The following is a 22,257-nucleotide window of genomic DNA, read 5'->3' on the forward strand; positions in this document are numbered from 1 at the left end:
ATGTCGACCCCCTCAGAACAGCTTCCCTCCGTGCTCCAGGACCGGAAGCGCTACGAAGCCGCCATGGCCTTTTCGGTGCGGGACGCCCACCGGGCGGTGAAGGACCTTTTCGTCCACAGGATGGGGATCTACTGGAGCGACTTCCTGGTGTCGCTGGCTGTCGGATACGCGGCCTTCTGGGCCGCCCGGCCCGTCGGCTACCTCACGCTCCCGGGGATCCTGCTCTTCCTCGTCTCGGTGTTCGCCCTCTACCGCTGCTTCGCCTTCATCCACGAAATCGCCCACTTCCGGAGCAAGCCGAGTTTCCGGACGTTCCGGAGGGTCTGGAACCTGCTGTTCGGCATCCCCATGATGGTCCCCGCCTTCATGTACGAAGAGCACCGGGAGCACCACAACAAGCGGTGGTACGGGACTCCACGGGACGCCGAATACCTCCCCCTGGCACGGCTCTCCCCCCGCCACACGGTCACCGTGGTCGCCGCCTCGTTCCTCCTGCCGTTCTTCGGCCCGATCCGCTTCGGCCTGCTGACCCCCGTCGCCTGGTTCTCCGGCGCCACCCGCCGGTACCTGTACCGGAGCATGTCCACGATCAAGATCGACCTGGAGTACCACGGGCGGCCGCCCGCCAACCGGGCGGAGCGGATCTCCTGGACCGCCCAGGAAGCCGCCTGCTTCGTGTTCGTCCTCGCCTGCGCCGCCCTGTTCCTGACCGGAGTGCTTCCCGTGGACCGGCTGGCCCAGTGGTACGCGCTCTACACCTCGATCGCCCTGGTCAACTCCTTCCGCATCCTCGGCGCACACCGCTACCTGGGTGACGAGGAAGAGATGAGCGTGGTCGAACAGATGATGGACACCGTCAACTACCCCGGCCGGCGCCCGGTGCGGGAACTGTGGGCCCCGGTCGGGCTGCGCCTGCACGCCCTGCACCACCTCTTCCCCGGGCTGCCCTACCACGCTTACCCGGAGGCCCATCGGAGGCTGGTCGCCGCACTGCCGCCCGACTCCGCCTACCGGCTCACGGAGAGCCGCGGGCTGCCGCGGACGCTCGCCACCCTGTGGCGCACCGCCCGGCAGCACCAGAAGGCCGGACTGCTGCTGACCCTCCAACCGCGCGGCCTCGACCGTCCGGAAGGCGCCCAGTGACCGGTGCGTGCGATCCCCCTCCGAAGGTGCGGCCCGGGCGGGGGAGTGCGCTCACCGGCCGGCGGCGCGGAGGGGTGGGCCGCATCCCCGGAACGGGACCGGGACCCCTCCGCGCAGCTCCGGCTTGGGAGCGCTCCCGGGCGGTTTGGGGGCACAACCACGCCAGCAACCGCCCCCACCGCCAGCGGGCGGGCACCACCACCCGACAGCAGAGGGACCGGAGCCACCACACCCCCCATCCCGCAACCCCAAGGAGACGACCATGGTGACCAGCCGGAGGACGGTACCCCCCGCCCCCCACCAGGCCTTCCCGGTGCTCCCCGGGCCTCCCGTGCTGGGATGGGCCCGGCACCTCCGCCGGGACCTGCTCGGCGTCCTCACCCGGGTCAGCCGGGACTCGCCGGGCCTGGCGGGCTTCAAAGTCGCAGGACAGACCTTCGCGGTCGCCGACTCCCCGGACGCCATCCGCGACGTCCTCATCGAAAAAGCCGACGACTTCGACAAAGGACGCCGACAGGTCAACGCACTCGGCCCCGTCATGGGAAAAGGGCTGCTCATCAGCCAAGGGGAACTCCACACCAGGCAGCGCAGGCTCATCCTGCCGCACTTCACCCCGCGCAACGTGCGCCGGCACGCGGACCACATCGTGGCAGAAGCCGAACACCTCATCGACACCTGGGGAGACCGGGCGGAAGTCGACCTCCTCGACGAGATGAACTCGCTGACGATGAACATCGTCACCCGCCTGCTGTTCAGCTCGCGGATCGAGGACGACCGGGCGATCGCCGACGCGATCACCACCGTCTTCGAATGGGAGATGTACGCCCTCACCAGCCTGTTCCCCATCCCCATGCGGGTCCCCACCCCGAGGAACCTGCGGGCCCGGGCAGAGATCGCCTACGTCCGGCAGCGCCTCGGCGCGTTCGTCGAAGAGCGCCGCAGGAATCCCGGAGCCTACAGTGACCTGCTCACCCTGCTCATGGAGGCCCGCTACGAGGACGGGACCACCATGTCCGAGGAGCAGCTCCTCGACGAAGTGATCACCGTGTGGGGGGCCTCCCAGGAAACATCGGCCGACGCGCAGGCCTGGACCCTCTACCTCCTGGCCCAGCACCCCGAAGTCCTCGCCCGGGTCCGAGCAGAGATCGACACGGTCCTCGGCGACCGCCCGGCCACCTTCGCCGACCTCGCCTCCCTGCCCTACTCCCTGCGCGTGTTCAAAGAGGCCATGCGCCTCTACCCCCCGGGGGCGGTCCTCATGCGCACCGCCGTACGGGACACCACCGTGGCAGGATTCCATGTCCCCCGGGGAACCCAGGTGTTCATCTCCACCTACACCCTGCACCGGCGCGAAGAGCTCTACCCCGACCCGGAGCGCTTCGACCCGGACCGCTTCACCAAGGAACGCGAACGCGTCCTCCCCAAACAGTCCTACCTGCCGTTCGGCGCGGGGCACCACGTTTGCGTGGGAAGCCACCTGGCCCTGATGGAGGGACATCTCCTCACCGTCACCCTGGCCCAGCGGGTCGACGTGGAACTGTGCTCTGACAGGCCGGTCGAACCACTGCTGCTGATCAACCTCCGCCCCCGAGGCGGAATCCCCGCCCGGGTGACACGGCGCTGAACCCAGCCCCCATCCTCCCCGAGAATCCCCACCGATCCGAGAGGACAGCCGTGTACGGAACCAGCGACCCCCAACTCTCCCCTCCCCCCGGAACAACCCTCGTTGAGGCTTTCCGCCACTGGGCCGCCACCCGGGGCGACGAACCCGCCTGCACCTTCGTCGACTACGGCACCACCCGAGAAGGCGTGAGGCACACCCTGACCTACCGCGAACTCGACACGCGGGCCGCGGCCGCGGCCGCGGCACTGTCCCGGTGCGCCGCACCGGGCGACCGCGTCGCCCTGCTGCTCCCCCAGGGACTCGACTACATCGCAGCCTTCCTCGGCTGCCTCTACACCGGGGTGATCGGGATCCCGCTGTACGCCCCCGACCTGCGCCGATCCGACACCCGGCTGGTGTCGGTCTACGCCGACTGCAAACCCGTCGGCAGCATCACCACGACCGCCTCCCTCCCCGCCCTGGAACGCCTGTCCGAGCAGGTCGACACCGGCCGGGTCATCACCACCTCCGACCTGGCCCCTGCCCCGTTCGACCCCGTCCAGCAGGACCAGGACGAACCGTCCTACCTGCAGTACACGTCCGGGTCGACGCGGAACCCCGCGGGCATCGAAGTGACCGCGGCCAACCTGTGGACGTCCTGCGCCCAGATCAACACCTTCCTCTCCCTGAAACCCGGGGAGAACATCGTCAGCTGGCTTCCGTTCTTCCACGACATGGGCCTGGTCCTCACCGTGGCCACCCCGCTCGCCTACGGCGCGCACGCCGTGTACTTCGACCCCTACTCCTTCGTGCACCGCCCCGTGCGCTGGTTGAAACTGGTCTCCGAATACCGCAGCACCGTCACGGCCTCCCCCAACTTCGGCCTCGACTTCGCGGTGGGCAGAGTTCCCGAGGAGCAGCGCGCAGGCCTCGACCTGTCGTCGCTGCGCGCCCTGGTCAACGGGGCCGAACCCATCCGGGAGGCATCACTGAGGCGCTTCAGCGAGGTCTACTCCCGGTACGGCTTCAACCCCCGGGCCCACCTGCCCGGCTACGGTCTGGCCGAAGCAACCCTCCCGGTCACCATGCAGAGGGTGGGCAAGGGGGCCGACAGCCGCTACTTCGACCGGGACGCCCTGAACACGGGCCGGGCGGTACCGGTCAGTAAGGAGGAGGGGCAGGGGCAGAACGCCGCCTCCCTCGTGGGCTGCGGCGCACCGATCTTCCAGGAGGTCCGGATCGTCGACCCGGAGCAGTGGACGGCCCTTCCCGACGGGCACGTCGGCGAAGTGTGGGTCCACGGACCCAACGTGTGCCGGGGCTACTACGGCAGAGCCGGCGAGACCCAGGAGACCTTCGAAGCCGAACTGCGCGACGACCCCGTCAAGGACCGCCACTGGCTCCGTACCGGAGACCTCGGCTTTGTCCACGAGGGGCAGCTCTACATCACCTCCAGGCTCAAAGACCTCCTCATCATCCACGGCACCAACCACTACCCGGTGGACATCGAGAACACCGTGGAGCAGGCCCTGCCTCCGGTCCGGGTCGGCCACGTGGCAGCGTTCGCCGTCACCCCCGGTGAGGAGGAACGCCTCGTGGTGGTCGCCGAACTGCGGGCCGACCGGATCGCGGGCACCGACCTGCCCGCGGCCGTGGCCGAGGTCGCCCGGAGCATCCGCCGGACCCACGAGATCGACGTGTACGACGTCGTCCTCACCCGGCCCGGCAAGATCCCCAAGACCACGAGCGGGAAACTCCAGCGGGGCGCGTGCCGGGACCGGTACCTCGCAGGGGAGTTCACCAAGGCGCTGGCCCGCCTCCGGAACCCGTGACCCGGAAGAGAGCCCGGAACCGCCGAACAGCCCAGGCAGGACTTTGGGGAAAGGCTGCCCCACCCGGACCGGGCGGGGCAGCCTTCTCCCGGTCCTGAGAGGCGTTTGCCGGAGGCTTCCGGGAACCGGGCGTGGCGTTCCAGGCCTGGCACGCCCGGCAGCCTTTCCAGAGCCGGCTCCACAGAGCCCGGCCCCCGCTGCCCCTGGCCCGGCAGAGCATCCTTCCAGCAGACGTGCCCGGGTTCTCCTCGTCACGTGTTTGCTGGTTGTGCTGCGTTCCTCGCCTTGTTTCCTGCGGGCTTCGGGTCGGGCCGCCTTTGGCGGCGGGGGACCGGGAAGCATCCCAGGCCCTTCTGCCGGCGCCTCGATCAGGGCGGGTTCTGGCGGTGGGGTGCCGGGCCCTCCGGGGCGGGGGGCACCAGCGTGGTGCCGGCCGCGGCCACGGCCAGGACAACGGTCGCGGACAGCAGCAGGCCCAGGCCGGGATGGATGCGAAGCAGCAGCGCCCCGGTGACCGCGCCCGCGCCGAGCAGTACGACGGAGCCCGCCCTGCGCCGCCACCGCCGGTGGGTGCGCTCTCCCAGCGGCGACTCGGCGGCCAGGCCGGTGAACGCCACGGTGACCACCACCGTGTTCAGGTCCGCCACGGCCAGACGGCGCGCCGTGGCGGCCTGAGCGCCCATGGCCAGGCCGAGCGCCGCCGTGACCACGGCCGACAGCACCCCCTGCCGCTCCCCCCACCCCAGCCAGACCCCGGAGCAGAGCAGGAGCATGGCACCGACCAGGGCGAACAGCACGGTGGTGCGGTGCGTCCAGGCGGCGGGCGCGACCCGCAGCACCCGCCCGGCCAGGGTCGCGCCCGCCGCGAAGGCGACCAGGGACACCGCGGGCCGCAGCGGGGACAGACCGGGGGAACCTGCTGCCGCCATACCGAGGAGCAGCACGTTGCCGGTGACGTTGCCGGTGAAGACCTGGTCCAGCCCGAGGAAGCTGACCGCGTCGACGATTCCGGTGGAGAAGGTGAGCGCGAGCAGCAGTCCGGGAAGCCGGGCCTGGGCCGCAGGAGACTGACTGGTCATGCGCTGCCACTGCCCGCGCCGCGGGGCGGGCTAATCCCGGAAGGGAACCGTTGCGGGCCCCGACCCGTCGGCGGCCTCGTTTCCCGTCCGCAGGTCGAACACCCTGGGCGTGCCGTCGAGGCGGGGATCGTCGACAACTGCCGCCGTACCGTCCGAGGAGAGCCCGTCCTGGTAGCTCTCCTCGTCCGCGGCGACGTCGATCCGCGGTACCGCAGCCGGGCACGGACGGGTCGCCCGCCCAGGTGGCCGCTACAGGCCGCCGCTTTTCGACCACAGGGGTCCTTACCGGGGCCACAGGGTCACTTCGAGGTGCGAATCCGGCCCTGGGAAGACGACCACCGGCCGCATCACGCGATCCCGTGCCTTCTGGGGCGCCAGTCTGAGCGCCGAACAGGTCAGCGCGCTTCGACCGGCGCGGCTGGGCGTCAACGCTGACGTAACGAGGCTCCGCACCACGTCCGAGACGTGAGTTTCGGTGAGGACGCCTCACGGGTGCGCACCGGGCATGGACCGCAGATCTGGTGCTGGAGCCGTATTCGGTGCTGGTGGTTTCAGCAGCAAAGATCACCGGCGTTGGGGCTGGGAGCCGCCGAGCATCCGCGTCGCGATGGACCGGATCTGCGCCAGCACCTCCTCCGGGGGACGGTCCAGGTCCAGGGCGTGCTGGTAGACGGTGATGCCGCCCGGAGTGTTCAGGCGGTGGACGCGGCGGACGGTGTCGGCGGCCGCGGGATTCTTGGCGTCCGCGGCGTAGACGAGGTGCCCCTCGGCCAGGTCGAGGACCGTGCAGTAGGCCAGCACCTGGTAGAGGTCCTCGCGGGGAGCCTCCTGCTTGTACTTGGCGTCCAGGACGGCGAACGGGCGCACGGTTCCGTCCGGTCCGCTCCGTTCGGCCACGAGGTCCGGTCTGAGTTGCAGCGTCCGTGCCCGGTCGAGGTGGAACCGGGTGTCCTGGGTCAGGCAGCGTGCTCCGTGCGGTTCGAGGACGTCGGCCACGGCCCGGGTCACGAAGTCCTCGTAGACCTGCCACATGGTCAGGACCAGGCCCTCCACCCGCACCCGGGTGCCGTCCTCCAGTTCGCAGGACTCGCCGTCCAGCACCAGGCGGGCCAGGCTGAGCACGGAGTGGTAGCGGGCGTTCAACCGGGTGGGCTGCCAGGCCGGGGACGATCCGGGAGGCAGCGGGGTGACCCCGTCCAGCCGGATCAGCACCCGGCGCAGCAGGGACCGCGCCGCATCGCCGATCCCCCGCAGGGCCAGCAGGCGGAGGGCGGCGGTCAGCAGGATGCGGTTCTCCGGAATGTCGGGGGTGTGGTCGTCGTAGCCGACCTCCACCGGCGGCGCGACCCCGAACCGGCGGCGCACCTGCTCGGCCACCCGGATGCGGCCGCGCACCACCGGTAGCGGCTCCTCGACCGACCGGTAGCCCATGAGCACCCCCTCGGCGAGGACGCGGTCGGCCATCCGCCCGAACACGTGCGCGAGGGCGGGCAGCAGGCCGGGTTCGGCGTCCACCGGCACCTCGTCGATCCGCCAGTCCACGCCGCGCCGGGCGTAGCCGACAAGGAACAGCAGCCGCTTGATCGGCAGCTTCGGTTCGATGCGAAGCTCCACCGCGCCGGTTCCCCGGCCGAGTACGGCCGCGCCCGCCACCCCCTGCTTCACGGTCACGGTCCAGGTGCCGTCCGGCTGCTTCCGCACCGAGGACACCAGTTCCGACGCGTGCAGGACCTCGTACTGTTCGGGGGTCAGGCGCACTCCGGAACACGACCGGTTCTCGGTGACCGAGACGACCAGCGGAGGCATCAGTCCTCGTCCCCGGCGAGCTGTTTCCGCAGCGCGGCCAGCCCGTACCGTCCGGCCACGTCGGTGTCGTCACCGTAGTGGTGCTCCTCCAGCAGCGGCAGGAGCTGGTGCTCCCACACCCGCTCCAGGCCGCGCGGGTGCTCGTGGACGGCCGCACGCATCAGGTAGGCGGGGCCGACGCGGAAGTCGCGGTCCTCGATGCGTTCGTTGAGGGCGGCCAGCAGCCGGGCCGCGTCCCCGTGCACGGGGAGGCCCGCGGACACGCGGGCGGCGATCCAGCGCTCCAGGACCCCGGCGGCCGGTTCGGCGCTGGGGTGCAGTTCCCGGAACCAGAACCGGCGGCGCATCGCGGCGTCGATGAGCGCGATGGAGCGGTCGGCGGTGTTCATCGTGGCGAGCAGGACGAGGTTCTTCGGCAGGGTGAAGCCGAGGCCGCCGTCGGAGCCGTAGAGCAGGTTGACCGACCGGTCGCGGTACTCCAGCAGGAAGTACAGCTCCCCGAAGACCTTGGCGAGGTTGCCGCGGTTGATCTCGTCGATGACCAGCACGAACGGTTCGTCGGGGTGTTTGCGGGCGGCGTCGGCGAGGGTGCGCAGCGGGCCCGGCACCAGCTCGAACCCGCCGGCCTGGCCGTCGCCGCCGGGACGCGGCCGGTAGCCCTCGAAGAAGTCCTCGTAGGAGTAGGCGGGGTGGAACTGCACCAGTTGCGTGTTCTCCGGTTTGCCGCCGGTCAGGTGCTTGGCCAGCGCTTGGGCGACGTAGGTCTTGCCGGTGCCGGGCGGGCCGTAGAACACCAGCTGCGGCCGGTCGCGCAGCAGTTCCACGCACTCCTGCAGCCACTCCGCGGGCAGGTGGAGTTCTGCGGCCAGCGCCTCGGTGGCGTCGGGCAGGGTGAACGGCCGCGAGGTGACGGGCTGCTCGGGTTCCTCGCCGAGCAGCTTCTCCAGGTCGCCGACGAACTCGGTGAGGTCGACGACGGTCGTGTCGGGGTTGGCTATCCGGTTGGCGGCGTCGGCGGGCAGCGCGTCGGCGTAGTCGAGCGGGCTGTGCGGGTTGCGCCAGGAGACGGCGCGCTGCAGGTTGGCGCGGTTGTCGCTGCTGGCGGTGAAGCCCGCGGGACCGTCGACGACGCCGATGTAGACGGCGGAGCCGTCGTTGGTGAGCACGATGTCGCCGCCGCGCATGCGGGTGAGGAAGGCGTGGTACTCCACGGCCAGCCGGGAGCGTTCGGCGGCGCTCAGGTGCGCGTAGTCCTCGGCGACCGCGGCCTGCACGTCCTCGCGGTTGCTTCCGGCGGGCAGCTCCCGCAGCCGGGAGGCCGCCAGGGAGCACACGCCCCGCGGCAGCCACAGGGAGCGCACCAGGTTCTCGCCCTGCACGTTGGAACCGCGCACCAGCCACGCACGGCGCTTGGCCTCGTCGGAGTCGGAGGTGTCGCCGGCGTCCAGGTACTGCGCCAGGTCGGCGCGGTCGAGCCGCTGGTGGGAGGGAGCGCGGCCGTCCGGCCCCGCGGTGCCGCTCTCGACGAGGAGCTTCTCGGCCTCGGCCCGTTCGTTCGGGGTGAGGCGGGCCTCCTTCGGGATCGTCCCCTCACCATTGAGGAGTCGGTGCCAGCCTTCGGGACGCATCCGGTAGAACCGCTGCACCAGGAGCTCTTCGGAAACCCCGAGCTGGCCGGCGAGGGTGTCGGCCGCCACCCAGGAGCCCTCGGGGAGCAGGGAGAGCAGCTTCTCCGCCTGCTCGAACCGGGGCCGGTTCCTGTTCCAGCCCTGGTAGCGCTGGTCGACGGCCGCCGACCACGTCTCCAGGTCCGGATACTCCGTCAGCGACCACCGCCCCGCGCCGGTGGCCTGCCAGTTGCCCCAGCCGTCCTTGGCCAGCCAGCCGATGGCGGCCAGTTCGGAGGAACCCCACACGAGACTGGTACGGGGTTCCCCCTTGCTGACGTGAGCCGCCCAGTCCTCGGCAAGGTCCGTGTAGCGCTGCTCGACGAGGGTCCACAGCGTGTCCTTGTGGAGTTTCTCGCCGTCGTCCAGACCGGCCAGGATCTCCAGTGCGGTACGGGCGATCGTGGCCCGCACCCGTTTGTTCGGTGTCAGCATGGGGGACTCCAACACGGTTGTCGGAACGCTCGGGGGAATGCGGTTCCCGCCATTTTTCCCGAGATTCCCGGCCGCGACATCCGATGGAGAATTTCGGACAGCCGTGGAGGGGAATACGAAGGTCTTTTATTCGGAACGTTCGCGTGGGTCCGGTCGGCCCGTAGGCTTCACCGGAACAGCACCTGGTCGAAATCGCTGACGCCGATCGCGCCCAGCGGGAGTGGTCCCCCGCAGCCTGGTTCCAGGGGACCAGCCACCGATCGAAGGAGTTCGGTGGCACCACCGGGGTGAGCGGACCGCCGGACAGCGGGGAGTCCGATGACGGAGGTTTCGCGGTCATCGGTGTGGACGCGACCGAGGAACTCGGTGAGGCTCCGCTGCCCGACGCCAGGTGCGCGCCGAACGAACGGATCGTCCGCATTCCACGCAACACCCTGGTGGCGGCCAGGAACGGTATTCCGGAGGAGTAGGTGCGACCACCCGGTTGGGCAGTGGATCGTGGGGAACGGCTCGACCTCGACGCTTTCGCCTCGGCGTTCTCCCACGCCTGGGCGCGGCTGGGGAAGCGGTTCCTCAAGGTCGAGTGCTGGCAGTCCTACCGGGAGAACGTCAACAGCGCCTCCCAGCGCGCCTACGAACAGGGCGAGCACGACCGGGCCGTGGAGCTGCTGCGGGAGGAGGCCGAGGCCGACCGGCCGCTGTATGCGGACGTGCGGTCGCGGGGCATCGAGTTCGCGCGCATCCGGGTGCTGCGCCAACCGCTGACCGACTACCTCCGCTACGAGCTGCCGGCCTACCGGATTCGTGCCCGCATGGGCGAGACCACCGAGGTGGTGCGGGCCGACCCCGGCACGCCGCTGCCGGGTGTCGCCGTTGAGCGCCGCCCTGGAGGACCAGCTGCGCAGCAGTGAGGTGGCGCTGCGCCAGATCCACACCGACCTGGTCAAGACGGCGATCGACGACGAGGAGCTGCTCCAGGTCTGGCCCGATTTGTACCCGGGGGTGGGGGAGAACCGCAGGGACCGCTACTGCAATCTCGTCCTCAATCTTCAGAAGGTCGCCTACGAGACCAGGACCATCGAGCTGGACGAATTACGCGGTGCGCTCCGCCGCCTCATGACCGGCCCGCACATGTACGCCTTCTGGGCCAAGGCCCGGCAGGCCCGGATCGCGGTGACCGGCGGCGACGAGGCCGAGGACTTCATCGGAAGTGACCGACACGGCCTTGGCCCTGGGGGCATAGCCGGCGGTCGGACATGGCCCCAGGACCAAGATCATCGGATCTGGGATGACGTGGTCTCGCTGTGCCGCCTTGCCGGTCACTCGGGATGGTGCAGGGGGATGCCGCGGATTCCGGGATTGTCGTAGTCGATCCTCTCGTACCCGGGAGGCGCGGCGAATCCTTCGGGGAGTTCGGAGTCGAGGACGATGATCTGCACCCGGTCGCCGTAGGAGTCGGTGATCCCGGCCAGGCGCTCGTACAGTTTCCGGCTGAGCCGGTCGTGCGGCCCCAGGGACTTCTGCGGACTGTCGAGCAGCAGGAACGCCGGGAACCTCAGGTTGGAGTGCTCCAACGAGAATTCGAGCAGGGTCAGCCAGTAGGCGACGATGAAAATCGTCCGCATTCCGCTGCCGCCGATGCTGAACTGGTCGAATTTCTTGCCGTTGATGTAGGGGAGGTAGTTCTTCGTGTTGATGTAGGCCTGCTCCACGTTGGGAGCGCCGATGTCCCCCAAGAGCGCCGCATACCGTTCGCTCAACTTGTGGACTGTCGTGTCTACGGAGTCCCAGTCCTCCTCTTCCAGGCTCTTCAGGCGGCTTTCCAGGGAATCTATGGTCTCTTTCTGTTCCTGTTCGGCTCTCTTCAGCTCCTCGATCTCCTGCCACAGCTTCATTTCTGCCTCGTCGTTGCGGAGCTGTTCGGTCACCTGGGCCAGCTTCTGCGTCGTGAGGACGAGCGCGTCGACCCTGGGGTTGGTGATGCTTCTGCTCAGATCATCGATCTCGGTGCTGAGCCGGGCAGCTTCGAGTTCCAGTTCTCGAAGGTGGGATTCGAGTAGTTCCTCCTCCTGCTTCCCCTGCTGCAGAAGGGTGTGGAGTTCGTATGTCTGCTGTTCTAACTGGTGTATTTGGGCGGTGGGGTTGTCGGAGAACAGGGAACTGTTGCCGTGGTCGGAGTTTCGGCGGTGTGCGCGGCTCCGGGGAGAGTCGCTGTCGTCGGGTTCCGGTTGCAGGCACAGTGGGCAGGTGCCTGCGTCCGCCCGCTCTTCGGGGAGGTGCTGTGCGCACCGGGGGCAGCGGACGAATTCGATGTCGGCGAGGCGGTGTCCGGCATCCTGCTCCCTGGCCAACTGATAGATGACGTTCTGGAGCTGCTCCCGGCGAGCTCTACGGTTGTCCTGGGCCAGTTGCAGGGCCTCCAGTGCCTCGCGGGCCTGCCGATGGCGGCGGCGGACATCGGCGAGCAGGCGACGCAACGCGATCACTCGGTCGTCGGTCACGGCTGTCTGTGCGCGAAGCTGGTCCAGTTCCCTGGTGAGCTCCCTCTTCCTCCGTGCTTTCTGCGCGAGATCGTGCTGCAATTTCTCGTGGCTGCGGAGCTGGGCCCGTCTCATCACGTCAGTGGTCGCCCCGTGCCGCTCCTTCGCCTGCTTCAGAGCTTTCTCCGTCTTCTTGATCCGGTCTTCCAGGCGGGACCGTTCTGGGTTGATCAGCTTGAAGAGAAGCTCGAAGACGCGTCTGCGGCGGGTCTCGTTCGAGGGGGAATCGTGCCGTGCGATGCTGCGGTCGATCTCGAACTGGGAAGTGTGCAGGAAAGACCAGACGTGCTCGAAGGTGATGCGGATCCTCTTGTCGGAGTGCGGCACGGTCACGTCGGTGGGAATCTCTAGCCACTCCATCAGCTTGGAACCGATGGTCGCGCTGCCGTCTTCGGACTCGACGGGGTAGGTGTCCGTCTGCTGTCCTCTGCGGACAGTGACGGTTTTCTCGCCTTCGGTCGGGGAACGGAAACGGCGGCTCAGACTCACCTCATCGTTTCCGACCGTGAGATTCACGGTCACGGAACTGACTCGGCTCATGACCGTGGTGGTTTGGTGGCGCATTCCCAGGGCGAAGCGGAGCAGTTCGAAGACGGTGCTCTTGCCTGTTCCGGTGGGGCCGGTCAGGACGGTGAGAGGGTGGGGGAAGCGTCGGATGTCGGGGGAGTCGGAAGCGTCGGTGTGGATCTCGATGGCGTTGACGCGGAATCGGGTGCTCATCGGTTCGCCTCTCCGAGGGGGTGCGTTCCGGACCAGGGCAGGTGAGTGGCGATGAGTGCGGTCAGCTGCTCTGCGCTGAGGGAGCCGGCGGCGTCGATGACTGCCGTACAGCGGTCGGCGACCGCTCGCCACACGGTGGAGCGGGCGCTTTCTTCGGCGAGGGTCCTTCCGGAGGGAGTGGGGAGCAGCACCAGGTCCCGAGAGATCTGAGACAGGGAGACCGGGCGGGCGGTGAGCAGATCGCGGCCGATCAGCGCGCCGACCACCGGAAGGTACCGCTCGTCCCAGGGGCCGTAGTGGTACGGGAGCAGGAACCGGTCCTCCCGCCGGGGAGCGTCGTCTTCGGAGAGGTGCAGTCGGGGGTCGTCCGGGGAGAGGCCGTCGAGGGCCTCGGCGGCGAACGCGGGGTGGCGGACGAGGAAGTCGAACTTGGCGAGGCGGGTGAGGGCGTCGGTCATGCCCCCGGGGTGTGTTTCGGCGGCCGCGGCCACGATGAGCAGGATGCGGAGTTCGTGTCCGGCGAGCCGCCGAGCGGCGTCGGCCGTTCGGCGGTGCTCACGGGAGCGGGCGTTCACCGGGCGCCTCCTGCCAAGCGGCGGATGTTTTCCCCTGACGCGGAGTGGAGTTCGGCTTTCGGATCGACGTCGTCGTCGCCGCCGAAATCCAGGAGGCAGCGGTCGGCCAGGTCAGCCACTGCTCCGGTGACGTGTTTGCGCTTGAGGGCGACTGGCGGGGCGGGAAGCTGGTCGTCTGGGGTTTCCAGTAGTTCGCTCCACAGGGCCGCGCCGTACTGGACGCCGGGAACCGTGTGGGCACGTGTCCGGCTCTCCAACCGAGCGAACAGGTCGGCGAGGTCGTCCTGGTATTCCTCGATCTCCTCGGCAAGGTGGGGAACGTCGTTGTCCCGTACCCGCCGCCAGGCAGCCATGTGCCGCTCAGCCTGTGCGATCGCAGTGCGACCGCAGCCGCCCCAGAGCATCTTCACCCCGGCTACGGTCCTGGGGACCAGTCTGGGGACGGGGCGGTAGCCGCGGGGACGGGAGGCCGCGGTGACGATGGCCTGTCTCACCTGCCGGGAGGTGACGGTGCGCTTCTCGTCGGAGAGCGGGTCGGCGGAGAAGACCGGGCGAACGGGTTCCAGTTCTCCCCAGGCGGTCTCTGCTGCCGCTTCCATGCACGGGTCCACCAGGCCGAAGACAGCGGTCCAGATGGCCTCGGGATCAGCTTCGGGAAGCCCGAGCTGTTTGAGCATGGGTTTGACGTAGGCGTGGGCTCCGAGGGAGGCGATTCGCTGCCGGTCGAGAACCTCCAGGTCGAAGGAGAGACAGCCGAGGAAAGTCCGCGTCCGCTCCAGCAGCCAGGGGGAGGGTTCGCGGGGTTTCCGCTTTCCCGGGGCCGGGGTTCTCTCCGATTCGGGGAGACCTGTCGTCTCTGGTTTCAACGCCATCAGCTGCTGGGCGACGCTCCGCACAGCGTGGGAGATCTTCTCCCCATCGCCCGAGTCCGGGATTGAGGAACCGAGTCGGCGGCACACCTCGGGCAGCACGTCGCCTTTTCCGGACTGGAGGGCCATGTTGCTCACCAGGCGGCAGCGGACTGCCGAGCCGAATTCGTTCCAGGTGCGGAACAGGTGCCCCAAGCCCCCGTCATCGACGACGGTGGAGAAAGTCCAGGGGCCGCGTCTGAGCTCTCGGTGTTTGGCCGAGACGAATTCGCGGTTGCCGCCGTCGAACACCACCCAGTCCTCGAAGCGTTCGCAGACGATCCGGCGTTCCGGGGGTTCTCGCCCTGCTCGTTCGTCCTCGACGTCCCTGGCCACCATCCTGAGTGCGTCGATGACGGCTGCGCGGGCCTGCCAGCGGTAGCGGCTGTAGGTCTCGGCGCCGGAGTCTTCGACGGGTTCGGGGGCTGGGGGTTCCTCGACCGCGTTGTCCAATGGCCATCCTCGGTGCTTTTCGACGAACACGGCCATGATCCCCAGAAAACGGCGAAAGGGGTAGAAGGGTGCGGATTCTGTGCCGACTGTTTCTGGGTTTGCGGACAAAAAGAACAGGAGGAGTGTTCTGAATTGTTCGGAAAGAGAGATGCAGAGCCGAGGACTGCGGGCGTTCGGTCGAGGCCCGGGAACGCCGGTCAGTTCTGGGGGTGGGGGCGGGTGAGGTGGGGTTGGATGCGGGTGTGGACGGTGGTTTTGCTGAGGCCGACGGAGCGGGCGATGGCGGCGAGGGGTTCGCCGGCTTGGTAGCGGCGGGCGAGTTCGGTGTCGGGGATGCCGATGTCTTTTCTGCGGCGGCCGGAGGGTTGGGGCGGGGTGGTGCGTTGGGCTTTGCGGCGTTGGCGCAGGCGCAGGACGGTGCCGGTGACGGTGCGGGTGGTGGGCTGTTTGCCGCGCACGTCGTGGCCCCAGGGGCGGGACGGGGTCTCGTGTTCGTGCCACAGGGCGAGGAAGGCCCGGCGGGCTCGGGAGAGGGCGGACAGGTAGCTGTGGTACTTCAGGCCCACGGCCTGGGCGGCTTGGGTGTAGTCGTCGTGGGCGGCGAGGGCGAGCAGGAGTTGGCGGTGGCGGGGGCGTAGGCGGGGCCAGATCTGGGCGAGGGCGAGGCGGTCCACCACGGCCGCCTCGGGGTTGGGATGCGGGTTGGCGGCCAAGGCCCAGTAGCGTTCGAAGCCGGGGCGGGTGGTCGCGTGGTAGCCGGGCTGCCAGCCGCGGAAGGTGCAGTCGGCGCGGGCTTCGTGGCGGATGGCGGTCCAGGCGAGGGTGAGCAGGGTGTGGCGGGTGGGGGCCTGGTCGGTTGCGTAGAGGTGGGTGGTGATGGCCTCCCAGGCGGCTTGGACGCGGATGTCGCGGTTGAGGTGGCTGCGGTGGTGGACGGTGGCGGCGGCGGTTGCGGCGATGTCGTCGAGTTCGGTGAGGGTGTAGCCGAACCGTAGGGGTTCGTGGCGGGGGTCGAAGGGGCCGGGGGCGGGGGCGGCGGGTGTGGTGTCGGGCATGGCACTGGGGTCAGGTTCGGCGTCGAGGTTGGGCATGGCGTCAAGATCGGGGGTGGTCATGGACGGGTTGTCACGGTTGCGGGTGGGCATCGGCCGGGAGGCCCGGCAGCTTTGGCCTGGTCTGGGGTGCGGGAGGGGTTGGGAAGGCGGGCGTCTCCAGGCGGCTGGTGTTGGGGAGGGGGGAAGGCCGGGGCCTGGGGCGGGGTTCCTGGGCGGTGAGGGGTTGAGTCCTTCCGGGGGTGGAGGGCGGGGTTTTTGGGTGGTAGGGGGTTGAGTCCTTCCGGGGGTGGAGGGCGGGGTTTTTGGGTGGGAGGGGGTTGAGTCCTTCCGGGGGTGGAGGGCGGGGTTTTTGGGTGGTAGGGGGTTGAGTCCTCCCAGGGGTGGAGGGCGGGGTTTTTGGGTGGGAGGGGGTTGAGTCCTCCCAGGGGGGCGGGGTTTTTGGGGGGTAGGGGGTTGAGTCCTTCCGGGGGTGGAGGGCTGGCTTCCTGGGTGGTAGGGGGTTGAGTCCTCCCAGGGGTGGAGGGCGGGGTTTTTGGGTGGGAGGGGGTTGAGTCCCTCCGGTACCGGAGCGGCGGTCAAGGCTGCCGCGCCTCGCGGCCGAAGCAGACGTGTGGGTTTTCGGCTTTGGGTGCTCCAGGCGGGTGGGGTGCGGGGTTGGTGTCGGGTGTGGGCATGGGTGGGCTTTCACGGATGCGGGTGGTCTTCGGCCGGGAGGCCCGGCAGCCTTGACCTGGTCTGGGGTGGGGGAGGGGTTGGGAAGGCGGGCGTCTCCAGGGGGTGTGGGAAGGCCCGGGGTGCGAGGTGCCCGAGGGTGGGTGGGGCGAGCGGCGCGGACGGCTGACGCGGTGCGGCTGCGTGGAGGCTCGCCCCCTGGGGTGGGTGTTGATGTTGACGTGAGTGGGCGATAACGGGCGGATATGGCCCCCACGGTGTCAAGATCATCGGGGGTGGTGGGTCCTTGGTGGTGGGGAACCAGGGGGTGCGGGGGTTAGGGGCGGTGGGGGAGGTGGGTGAAGGCGGGCAAGGGGGGTTCGAAGACGGCCCAGACGGTGTGGCCGCCGTTTTCGGTGGGCCAGTGGCCCCAGTCGGTGGCCAGGGCCGCGACCAGGCGCAGTCCCCGACCGTCCGGGGTGAGCGGGTCATCGGCTGGTCGGGCCTGCGGGATGCGGGGGCGGCCGGTGCGCGGGTCAGGTTTGGGGCCTTGGTCGGCGACCGAGACCAGGACCAGGCCGGTGCGCAGGCCGGACAGGCTCACCGACACCTTGCCGCCCTCGCCGCTGCGGGAGTGGCGGCAGGCGTTGGCGAACAACTCCGCGGCCACCAGTTCGGCGTCGTCGAGTACGCGGGGAAAGCCGGCCAGGCTGGCACGGACGCGGTGGCGCAGATCCGCACAGAGTGCGGGGTCGCCGGGCAGTTCCCAGAACTCCGAGACCACACACAGGCGGCCGGAACCAGGCTCGGAGCCGTCGCGGGGGTTGAGGGTGTCGGTCATCAGGCCGCTCCCCGCAGCAGGGCGCGGCGCGCGGCCACCAGGTTGACACGGGAGCGGACCGGCGGCCGGTCGTGCCCGCACAGCGCGGCGGCGGCCTCCTCGACCTTCGTCACGTGCGCGGATCCGGTACGGCCCCAGATGAACCACCGGTGACCGGAGACGTCCTCCACCACCACGACCGGCACCAGCCGGGTGGACGCGCGGACGTAGAGCACCGGGTGCGCGGTGGCGGACAGCGCGACGAGGGCGGTTCCCCCGAGGGACCGGACCGCCTCAGCGAGCCGGGTGAGGAGCTCGGCACGGGGGTTGGCCTGGAGGGCGTTGACCTGCGGAGTTGGGGGCCTGGTGGGCGGGGGGTTGGTTACGGACATGGTGAAACCTCCTACATAACCTTCCTCTGCTTGAGAGGGTGGGGAACGTCTGACAGCTTCGATATTGACTAGGTTTAACCTTACAGTCAAGAGGCAGATCAGGTTTAACCTAAAATCTGAGGACAGTTAGAATGCCGCGCATGCAGCCCACCTACAGCCCGAGCGTCCGGCGACGGCGGCTCAACGCCCAGTTGCGCAAGTACCGGGAGGCCAGGGGAGAGACCACCGCTGTGGTGGCTAAGAAGCTCGGCTGGCAACAGACCAAGGTGTCCAAGATCGAGACCGGCGAGCGGAAGAAGGTGACGCCCGAAGACTTGGACGCGCTCCTCAACTACTACAAGGTGGATGACCCGGAGATGCGTGCCTCTCTGCACGAGTGCGCGCGACTCGGCAACCAACGAGGCTGGTGGTCGAAGTACCGGGATCTACTGCCCAGCGGGTTGCCGGACTTTGAGGCAGAAGCATCGGTCATCAAGACCTACGAGTGTCAGGTGATCCCCGGCCTCTTGCAGACACCGGCTTACGCTGAGGCGATCTTCCGAGCCAACCTGGTCCGCTCCGATGAGGAGATCGCGAAGCGTCTTGAAGGCCGGATGAAGCGTCAGGAGATCCTCAATCGAGTGGACCCGCCTGAGTACTGGGTGATCGTCGACGAAGCGGCCTTGCGGCGTGTGGTTGGTTCGCGCGGAGTCATGGTCCAACAGTTGCGGCACCTCACCCATATGGCAGCACGGCACAACATCAACATCTCCGTGCTGCCCTTCGAGGAGGGTGCGCATCCCGCGACCGTAGGGAGCTTTGTCATCATGGAGTTCCCTGACCCGATGGACGCGAGCATCGGTCACGTCGAGACACCGACTTCCAGCCTCTACGTCGAGGGAGATCACGAGCTTGCGCAACTCAACACCATCTTCGCCGGAGCACAGGGATCGGCGTTAAGTCCAGCCCGATCGCTGGCGTTCATCAACGACGTCATCCAAGCCCTGGAAGAGTGAGTCGAGTGTCCAAGCAGCAGGCATGGCGGAAGAGCAGCTACAGCGGAGTCAATGAAAACTGTGTCGAAGTCTCTCTCCCGCACTGGCGCAGGAGTAGTCACAGCGGTGTCAACAACAACTGTGTCGAAGTCGCCAACCTTCCCGGCACCACCGCCCTCCGTGACTCCAAGCACCCCGACGCCGCCGTGCTGGCCTTCCCTTCCACCGAGTGGGAGGCGTTTGTCCGCTCCGTGCGTGCCGGTCAGCTCTGAATTGGGCGAACGGTCGCTTTCCGGCGGATCCTCTTGATAAGACAGGAGACGGAACTCCCCACCCCATCCCCCGTATGACGAGGCTTCCATGACCGTAGCCGCCCCTGCCCACAGCGTTCCAGAAGAGCCGTCCACCACGACAGACCTTGAGGTGGGGAAGCTCGTCACAGTCCGCAACCGCACCTGGGTGGTGTCCGAGGTGCGGGTCGGGTCCATCGCGTCCAGCGACGCGACCAAGGCTACGACCAAGGCCCAGCACGTCGTCTCCCTGATCAGCATCGAGGACGACGCGGCCGACGATCGCATCGAGGTGCTGTGGGAACTGGAGCCGGGCACCCGGATCCACGAGACCACAACGCTGCCCGATCCGGCGCGCGGCTTCGACGAACCCGCCGAGTTGGATGCCTTCCTGCACGCGGTGCGGTGGGGGGCCATCGCTTCTGCCGACACCACCGCTCTCCAGGCGCCGTTCCGCTCCGGTATCGAGATCGAGGAGTACCAGCTCGAACCGGTGGTGCGGGCGCTGTCCATGCCCCGCACCAACCTGCTCATCGCCGACGACGTCGGTCTGGGCAAGACCATCGAGGCAGGCCTGGTCATGCAGGAGCTGAGCCTGCGGCACCGCGCCCGCACCATGCTCATCGTCTGCCCGGCCGGGCTCACCACCCAGTGGCGCGACGAGATGCGCGACAAGTTCGGGCTGGACTTCCGCGTGGTCGACACGGCCCTGGTCAAGCGGCTGCGTCGGGAGCGTGGGCTCTACGCCAACCCGTGGACCCACTACCCGCGGCTCATCGTCAGCATCGACTGGTTGAAGCGGGAGCGCCCGCGCCGCATGCTCCGCGAGTTCCTGCCCGAAACACCCGGCTATCCGCGGGCCTTCGACCTGCTCGTGGTGGACGAGGTGCACACCTGCGCCCCCTCGGGGCGGGGCAGGTACGCGGTGGACTCGCTGCGCACCCTCGCCATCCGGGAGCTTGCCCCGCACTGCGAGCACCGGCTGTTCCTGTCGGCGACCCCGCACAACGGCTACAGGGAGTCCTTCACCGCGCTGCTGGAACTGCTGGACGACCAGCGGTTCGCGCGGGGTGTGGAACCCACCCGCGAGCAACTCGCCCGCGCCATGGTCCGCCGCCTCAAACGGGACCTGCCGCCCCGCTGGGACGGCAGCAGCCGGTTCCCCGAACGTAAGCCCGCCTACCTGGAGGTGGACCACAGCGAAGCCGAACGCGAGGCGCTGGCGCTGCTCAACGAGTACGCCGAGAGCCGCCGCCGGCGCGGTGGACCGGGCGGGCGGCACGCCGCCGACTTCGTCACCACCCTGCTGAAGAAGCGCCTGTTCTCCTCACCCAAGGCGTTCTTCGAGACCGTCACCACCCATCTGGACACCATGACGGCCAGGGACGACGGTGAACCGTTGCCCGCGCCGACCGTGCAGCGGATTCTGGTGCCCATGGCGGAGCAGTTGGAGGCCACCGCCGAACACGATGAGGAGTACCGGCAGGCCGAGGCCGAGGCGCTGCGCACGGCTCGGCGCGGCGCCCCGCCGCTCAGCGACCACGAGCGGCGCCTACTGTACCGGCTCAGGGACTGGGCGGCTGAGGCCAAGAACGGCCCCGACGCGAAATTCGCCGCGCTGCGCCGCTGGCTCGACCCCGTCCTGTTCGCGGACGGGCGGCCGGGAACAGACGCGGAGTGGACCACCGAACGGGTCATCGTCTTCACCGAGTACCGCGACACCCAGCGGTGGCTGCACGAACAGCTCCTGGCCGCAGGGTACGGCGGACCGGGCGGGCGGCGGATCGCGCTGCTCTACGGCGGGCAGGACGTCGAGGAGCGCGAACGGATCAAGAACGTCTTCACCGACGACCCGGAACTCGACGACCTGCGCATCCTCGTCGCCACCGACGCGGCCAGCGAGGGCATCAACCTCCAGCGGCGCTGCCACCGGCTGCTGCACTGGGAGATCCCGTGGAACCCCAACCGCCTGGAGCAGCGCAACGGCCGCATCGACCGGCACGGCCAGCCCGCGGACCAGGTGGACGTGCTGCACTTCGTCCCGCGCGGTTGGGAGAACGCCGAAACCGGATCGCTGGAGGACGAGCTGGGGTTCCTGCGGATGGCCGCCGAGAAGGTCGACCGCATCCGCGAGGACCTCGGCAGCGCCGGGGACGTCATCGCGGTCCAGGTGGAGCAGAAGATGCTGGGCCGCCGCACCGACTGGGCGCAGACCGACGCCGAGATCGCCCGGAAGGCGACCAGAGCACGGCTGCGCATCGAACGCGACATCCGCAGCCGGTTGGAGAAGCTCAGCGACGAACTCACCGGCAGCCGGACACGCCTCGACCTGACCCCCGAGACCCTGGAACAGGTGGTGCGTACCGGGCTGCGGCTGGCGCACCGCAAGGACTTGGTCGAGGTGGAGCCGCCCGAGGGAGTGGCGGCGCGCTGCTTCCGCCTGCCCGATCTGGCCGGAGCCTGGGCGAGCGCCCGCAACGACGGGCTCATGCACCCGGTCACCGGCGAGGAGCGGCCGGTCACCTTCGACCCGGACGCCGTCGTGGGCCGCAACGACCTGGTGCTGCTGCATCTCAAGCACCGCCTGGTGGACCTGTGCCTGACACTGCTGCGCCGGGAGTTGTGGTCCGACGGTGAGCGGCTGGCCCGGGTCACCGCCCGGATCGTGGACTCTGACCTCCTGCGGGTGCCCGCCGTGGTCGCGCACGGCCGTGTCGTCATCACCGGGGCGGAGGGCAGCCGCCTCCACGAGGAGGTGCTCGTGGCGGGCGGACTCATCGAAAGTGGTCGGTTCTCCCGCGTCAAGGAGGAGACGGTCGAGCAGTGGCTGGCAGCGGCCACCGACAAGCCGGTGCCCGAATCGATGCGGGAGCGTCTGATCGCGCTCTGGCCAGGCCTGGCCGACCCGCTGAACCGGGCGTTGAAGAGGCGGGCCGAGCAGCGTGCCGAAAGCTTGAAGAAGACCATCGCCAGGCGCTGCGACGAAGAGGTCGTCGCCATCGGCAAGGTGCTCGACGAACTGGCCGATTCCATCAGGAAGGTACTCTCCGACGAACCCGTGTGGCAGCAGGCCAGCCTCTTCGAGCTCTCCGACTCCGAACGCGACCAGCTCCACCGCGACCGTGAGGCGCTACGCGCTAAACTGAAGGGCATCCCCGAGCAGAAGGAGCAGGAGACCGCCGCCCTGCGGCGGCGCTACGCCGACCCCGAACCCCGGTGGTTCCCGGCGGCCGTCACCTTCCTGGTGCCCGCGTCACTGGCCAAGCGGAACTGATGCGGCCGGAGCTCGGCTCAAACGGAGAGCCGAGCTGAGC

18 protein-coding genes are annotated in these 22,257 nt (G+C 69.0%); 9 read left to right on the forward strand and 9 right to left on the reverse strand.

Annotated elements, in window-relative coordinates:
- From FOF52_RS21745 to FOF52_RS21755, 3 genes are all read left to right on the forward strand, one after another.
- The gene (locus FOF52_RS21745; protein WP_248591747.1) at positions 1–1,143 is read left to right on the forward strand and encodes a fatty acid desaturase family protein; all 1,143 of its coding nucleotides are present in this window, start codon (positions 1–3) and stop codon (positions 1,141–1,143) included.
- Positions 1,144–1,405: 262 nt separating this feature from the next.
- Positions 1,406–2,767 carry a cytochrome P450 gene (locus tag FOF52_RS21750; RefSeq protein ID WP_248591748.1) on the forward strand — a complete coding sequence of 454 codons (1,362 nt, stop codon included), beginning with the start codon at positions 1,406–1,408 and terminating at the stop codon, positions 2,765–2,767.
- A 50-nt stretch (positions 2,768–2,817) separates the two neighbouring features.
- Positions 2,818–4,578, forward strand: a complete 1,761-nt coding sequence (locus FOF52_RS21755) for a fatty acyl-AMP ligase (RefSeq protein ID WP_248591749.1) — start codon at positions 2,818–2,820, stop codon at positions 4,576–4,578.
- Between the two features lie 368 nt (positions 4,579–4,946).
- On the opposite strand, the gene FOF52_RS21760 is transcribed toward FOF52_RS21755, so the two are convergent.
- The 3 genes from FOF52_RS21760 to FOF52_RS21770 all read right to left on the reverse strand — a co-directional run bounded on the left by FOF52_RS21760 (position 4,947) and on the right by FOF52_RS21770 (position 9,565).
- Positions 4,947–5,657 carry a YoaK family protein gene (locus tag FOF52_RS21760; protein ID WP_248591750.1) on the reverse strand — a complete coding sequence of 237 codons (711 nt, stop codon included), beginning with the start codon at positions 5,655–5,657 and terminating at the stop codon, positions 4,947–4,949.
- A gap of 564 nt (positions 5,658–6,221) precedes the next feature.
- Entirely contained in the window at positions 6,222–7,463 is a 1,242-nt protein-coding gene (locus FOF52_RS21765) for an McrC family protein (RefSeq protein ID WP_248591751.1), read from the reverse strand.
- On the reverse strand, positions 7,463–9,565 hold the full coding sequence (locus FOF52_RS21770) for an McrB family protein (RefSeq protein WP_248591752.1): 2,103 nt from the start codon (positions 9,563–9,565) through the stop codon (positions 7,463–7,465). Before FOF52_RS21770 ends, FOF52_RS21765 begins: the two co-directional genes overlap by 1 nt.
- Before the next feature lie 287 nt (positions 9,566–9,852).
- Between FOF52_RS21770 and FOF52_RS21775 the strand changes: the two genes are divergently transcribed.
- Genes FOF52_RS21775 through FOF52_RS21785 form a run of 3 tightly spaced genes read left to right on the forward strand, consistent with a single transcriptional unit; the run spans position 9,853 to position 10,933 of the window.
- Entirely contained in the window at positions 9,853–10,035 is a 183-nt protein-coding gene (locus FOF52_RS21775; protein ID WP_248591753.1) for a hypothetical protein, read from the forward strand.
- On the forward strand, positions 10,036–10,476 hold the full coding sequence (locus FOF52_RS21780; protein ID WP_248591754.1) for a DUF6879 family protein: 441 nt from the start codon (positions 10,036–10,038) through the stop codon (positions 10,474–10,476).
- Complete coding sequence (locus FOF52_RS21785; RefSeq protein WP_248591755.1) at positions 10,430–10,933, forward strand: DUF6082 family protein; 504 nt, start codon at positions 10,430–10,432, stop codon at positions 10,931–10,933. Before FOF52_RS21780 ends, FOF52_RS21785 begins: the two co-directional genes overlap by 47 nt.
- On the opposite strand, the gene FOF52_RS21790 is transcribed toward FOF52_RS21785, so the two are convergent.
- The 6 genes from FOF52_RS21790 to FOF52_RS21815 form a co-directional block, all read right to left on the reverse strand.
- The gene (locus tag FOF52_RS21790; protein ID WP_248591756.1) at positions 10,885–12,825 is read right to left on the reverse strand and encodes an AAA family ATPase; all 1,941 of its coding nucleotides are present in this window, start codon (positions 12,823–12,825) and stop codon (positions 10,885–10,887) included. The two genes, FOF52_RS21785 and FOF52_RS21790, sit on opposite strands and share 49 nt — an antisense overlap.
- A complete protein-coding gene (locus FOF52_RS21795) occupies positions 12,822–13,400 on the reverse strand; it encodes a hypothetical protein (protein ID WP_248591757.1) in 579 nt (192 codons plus the stop codon). Before FOF52_RS21795 ends, FOF52_RS21790 begins: the two co-directional genes overlap by 4 nt.
- Positions 13,397–14,761 (reverse strand): hypothetical protein, encoded by a 1,365-nt coding sequence (locus tag FOF52_RS21800; RefSeq protein WP_248591758.1) that lies wholly within the window; start codon positions 14,759–14,761, stop codon positions 13,397–13,399. Before FOF52_RS21800 ends, FOF52_RS21795 begins: the two co-directional genes overlap by 4 nt.
- A gap of 197 nt (positions 14,762–14,958) precedes the next feature.
- Positions 14,959–15,876 carry a hypothetical protein gene (locus tag FOF52_RS21805; protein WP_248591759.1) on the reverse strand — a complete coding sequence of 306 codons (918 nt, stop codon included), beginning with the start codon at positions 15,874–15,876 and terminating at the stop codon, positions 14,959–14,961.
- 928 nt (positions 15,877–16,804) lie between these two features.
- The gene (locus FOF52_RS21810) at positions 16,805–17,308 is read right to left on the reverse strand and encodes an ATP-binding protein (protein ID WP_248591760.1); all 504 of its coding nucleotides are present in this window, start codon (positions 17,306–17,308) and stop codon (positions 16,805–16,807) included.
- Positions 17,308–17,679, reverse strand: a complete 372-nt coding sequence (locus tag FOF52_RS21815; protein ID WP_248591761.1) for a hypothetical protein — start codon at positions 17,677–17,679, stop codon at positions 17,308–17,310. Before FOF52_RS21815 ends, FOF52_RS21810 begins: the two co-directional genes overlap by 1 nt.
- Positions 17,680–17,819: 140 nt before the next feature.
- On the opposite strand from FOF52_RS21815, the gene FOF52_RS21820 reads away from it, so the two are divergent.
- From FOF52_RS21820 to drmD, 3 genes are all read left to right on the forward strand, one after another.
- Entirely contained in the window at positions 17,820–18,674 is an 855-nt protein-coding gene (locus FOF52_RS21820; protein ID WP_248591762.1) for a helix-turn-helix domain-containing protein, read from the forward strand.
- Positions 18,675–18,679: 5 nt separating this feature from the next.
- Entirely contained in the window at positions 18,680–18,925 is a 246-nt protein-coding gene (locus tag FOF52_RS21825) for a DUF397 domain-containing protein (protein ID WP_341849703.1), read from the forward strand.
- A 151-nt stretch (positions 18,926–19,076) separates the two neighbouring features.
- A complete protein-coding gene (gene drmD, locus FOF52_RS21830; protein ID WP_248591764.1) occupies positions 19,077–22,217 on the forward strand; it encodes a DISARM system SNF2-like helicase DrmD in 3,141 nt (1,046 codons plus the stop codon).
- Positions 22,218–22,257: the final 40 nt, after the last annotated feature.

It is taken from the genome of Thermobifida alba, assembly GCF_023208015.1.
Classification (GTDB): domain Bacteria; phylum Actinomycetota; class Actinomycetes; order Streptosporangiales; family Streptosporangiaceae; genus Thermobifida; species Thermobifida alba.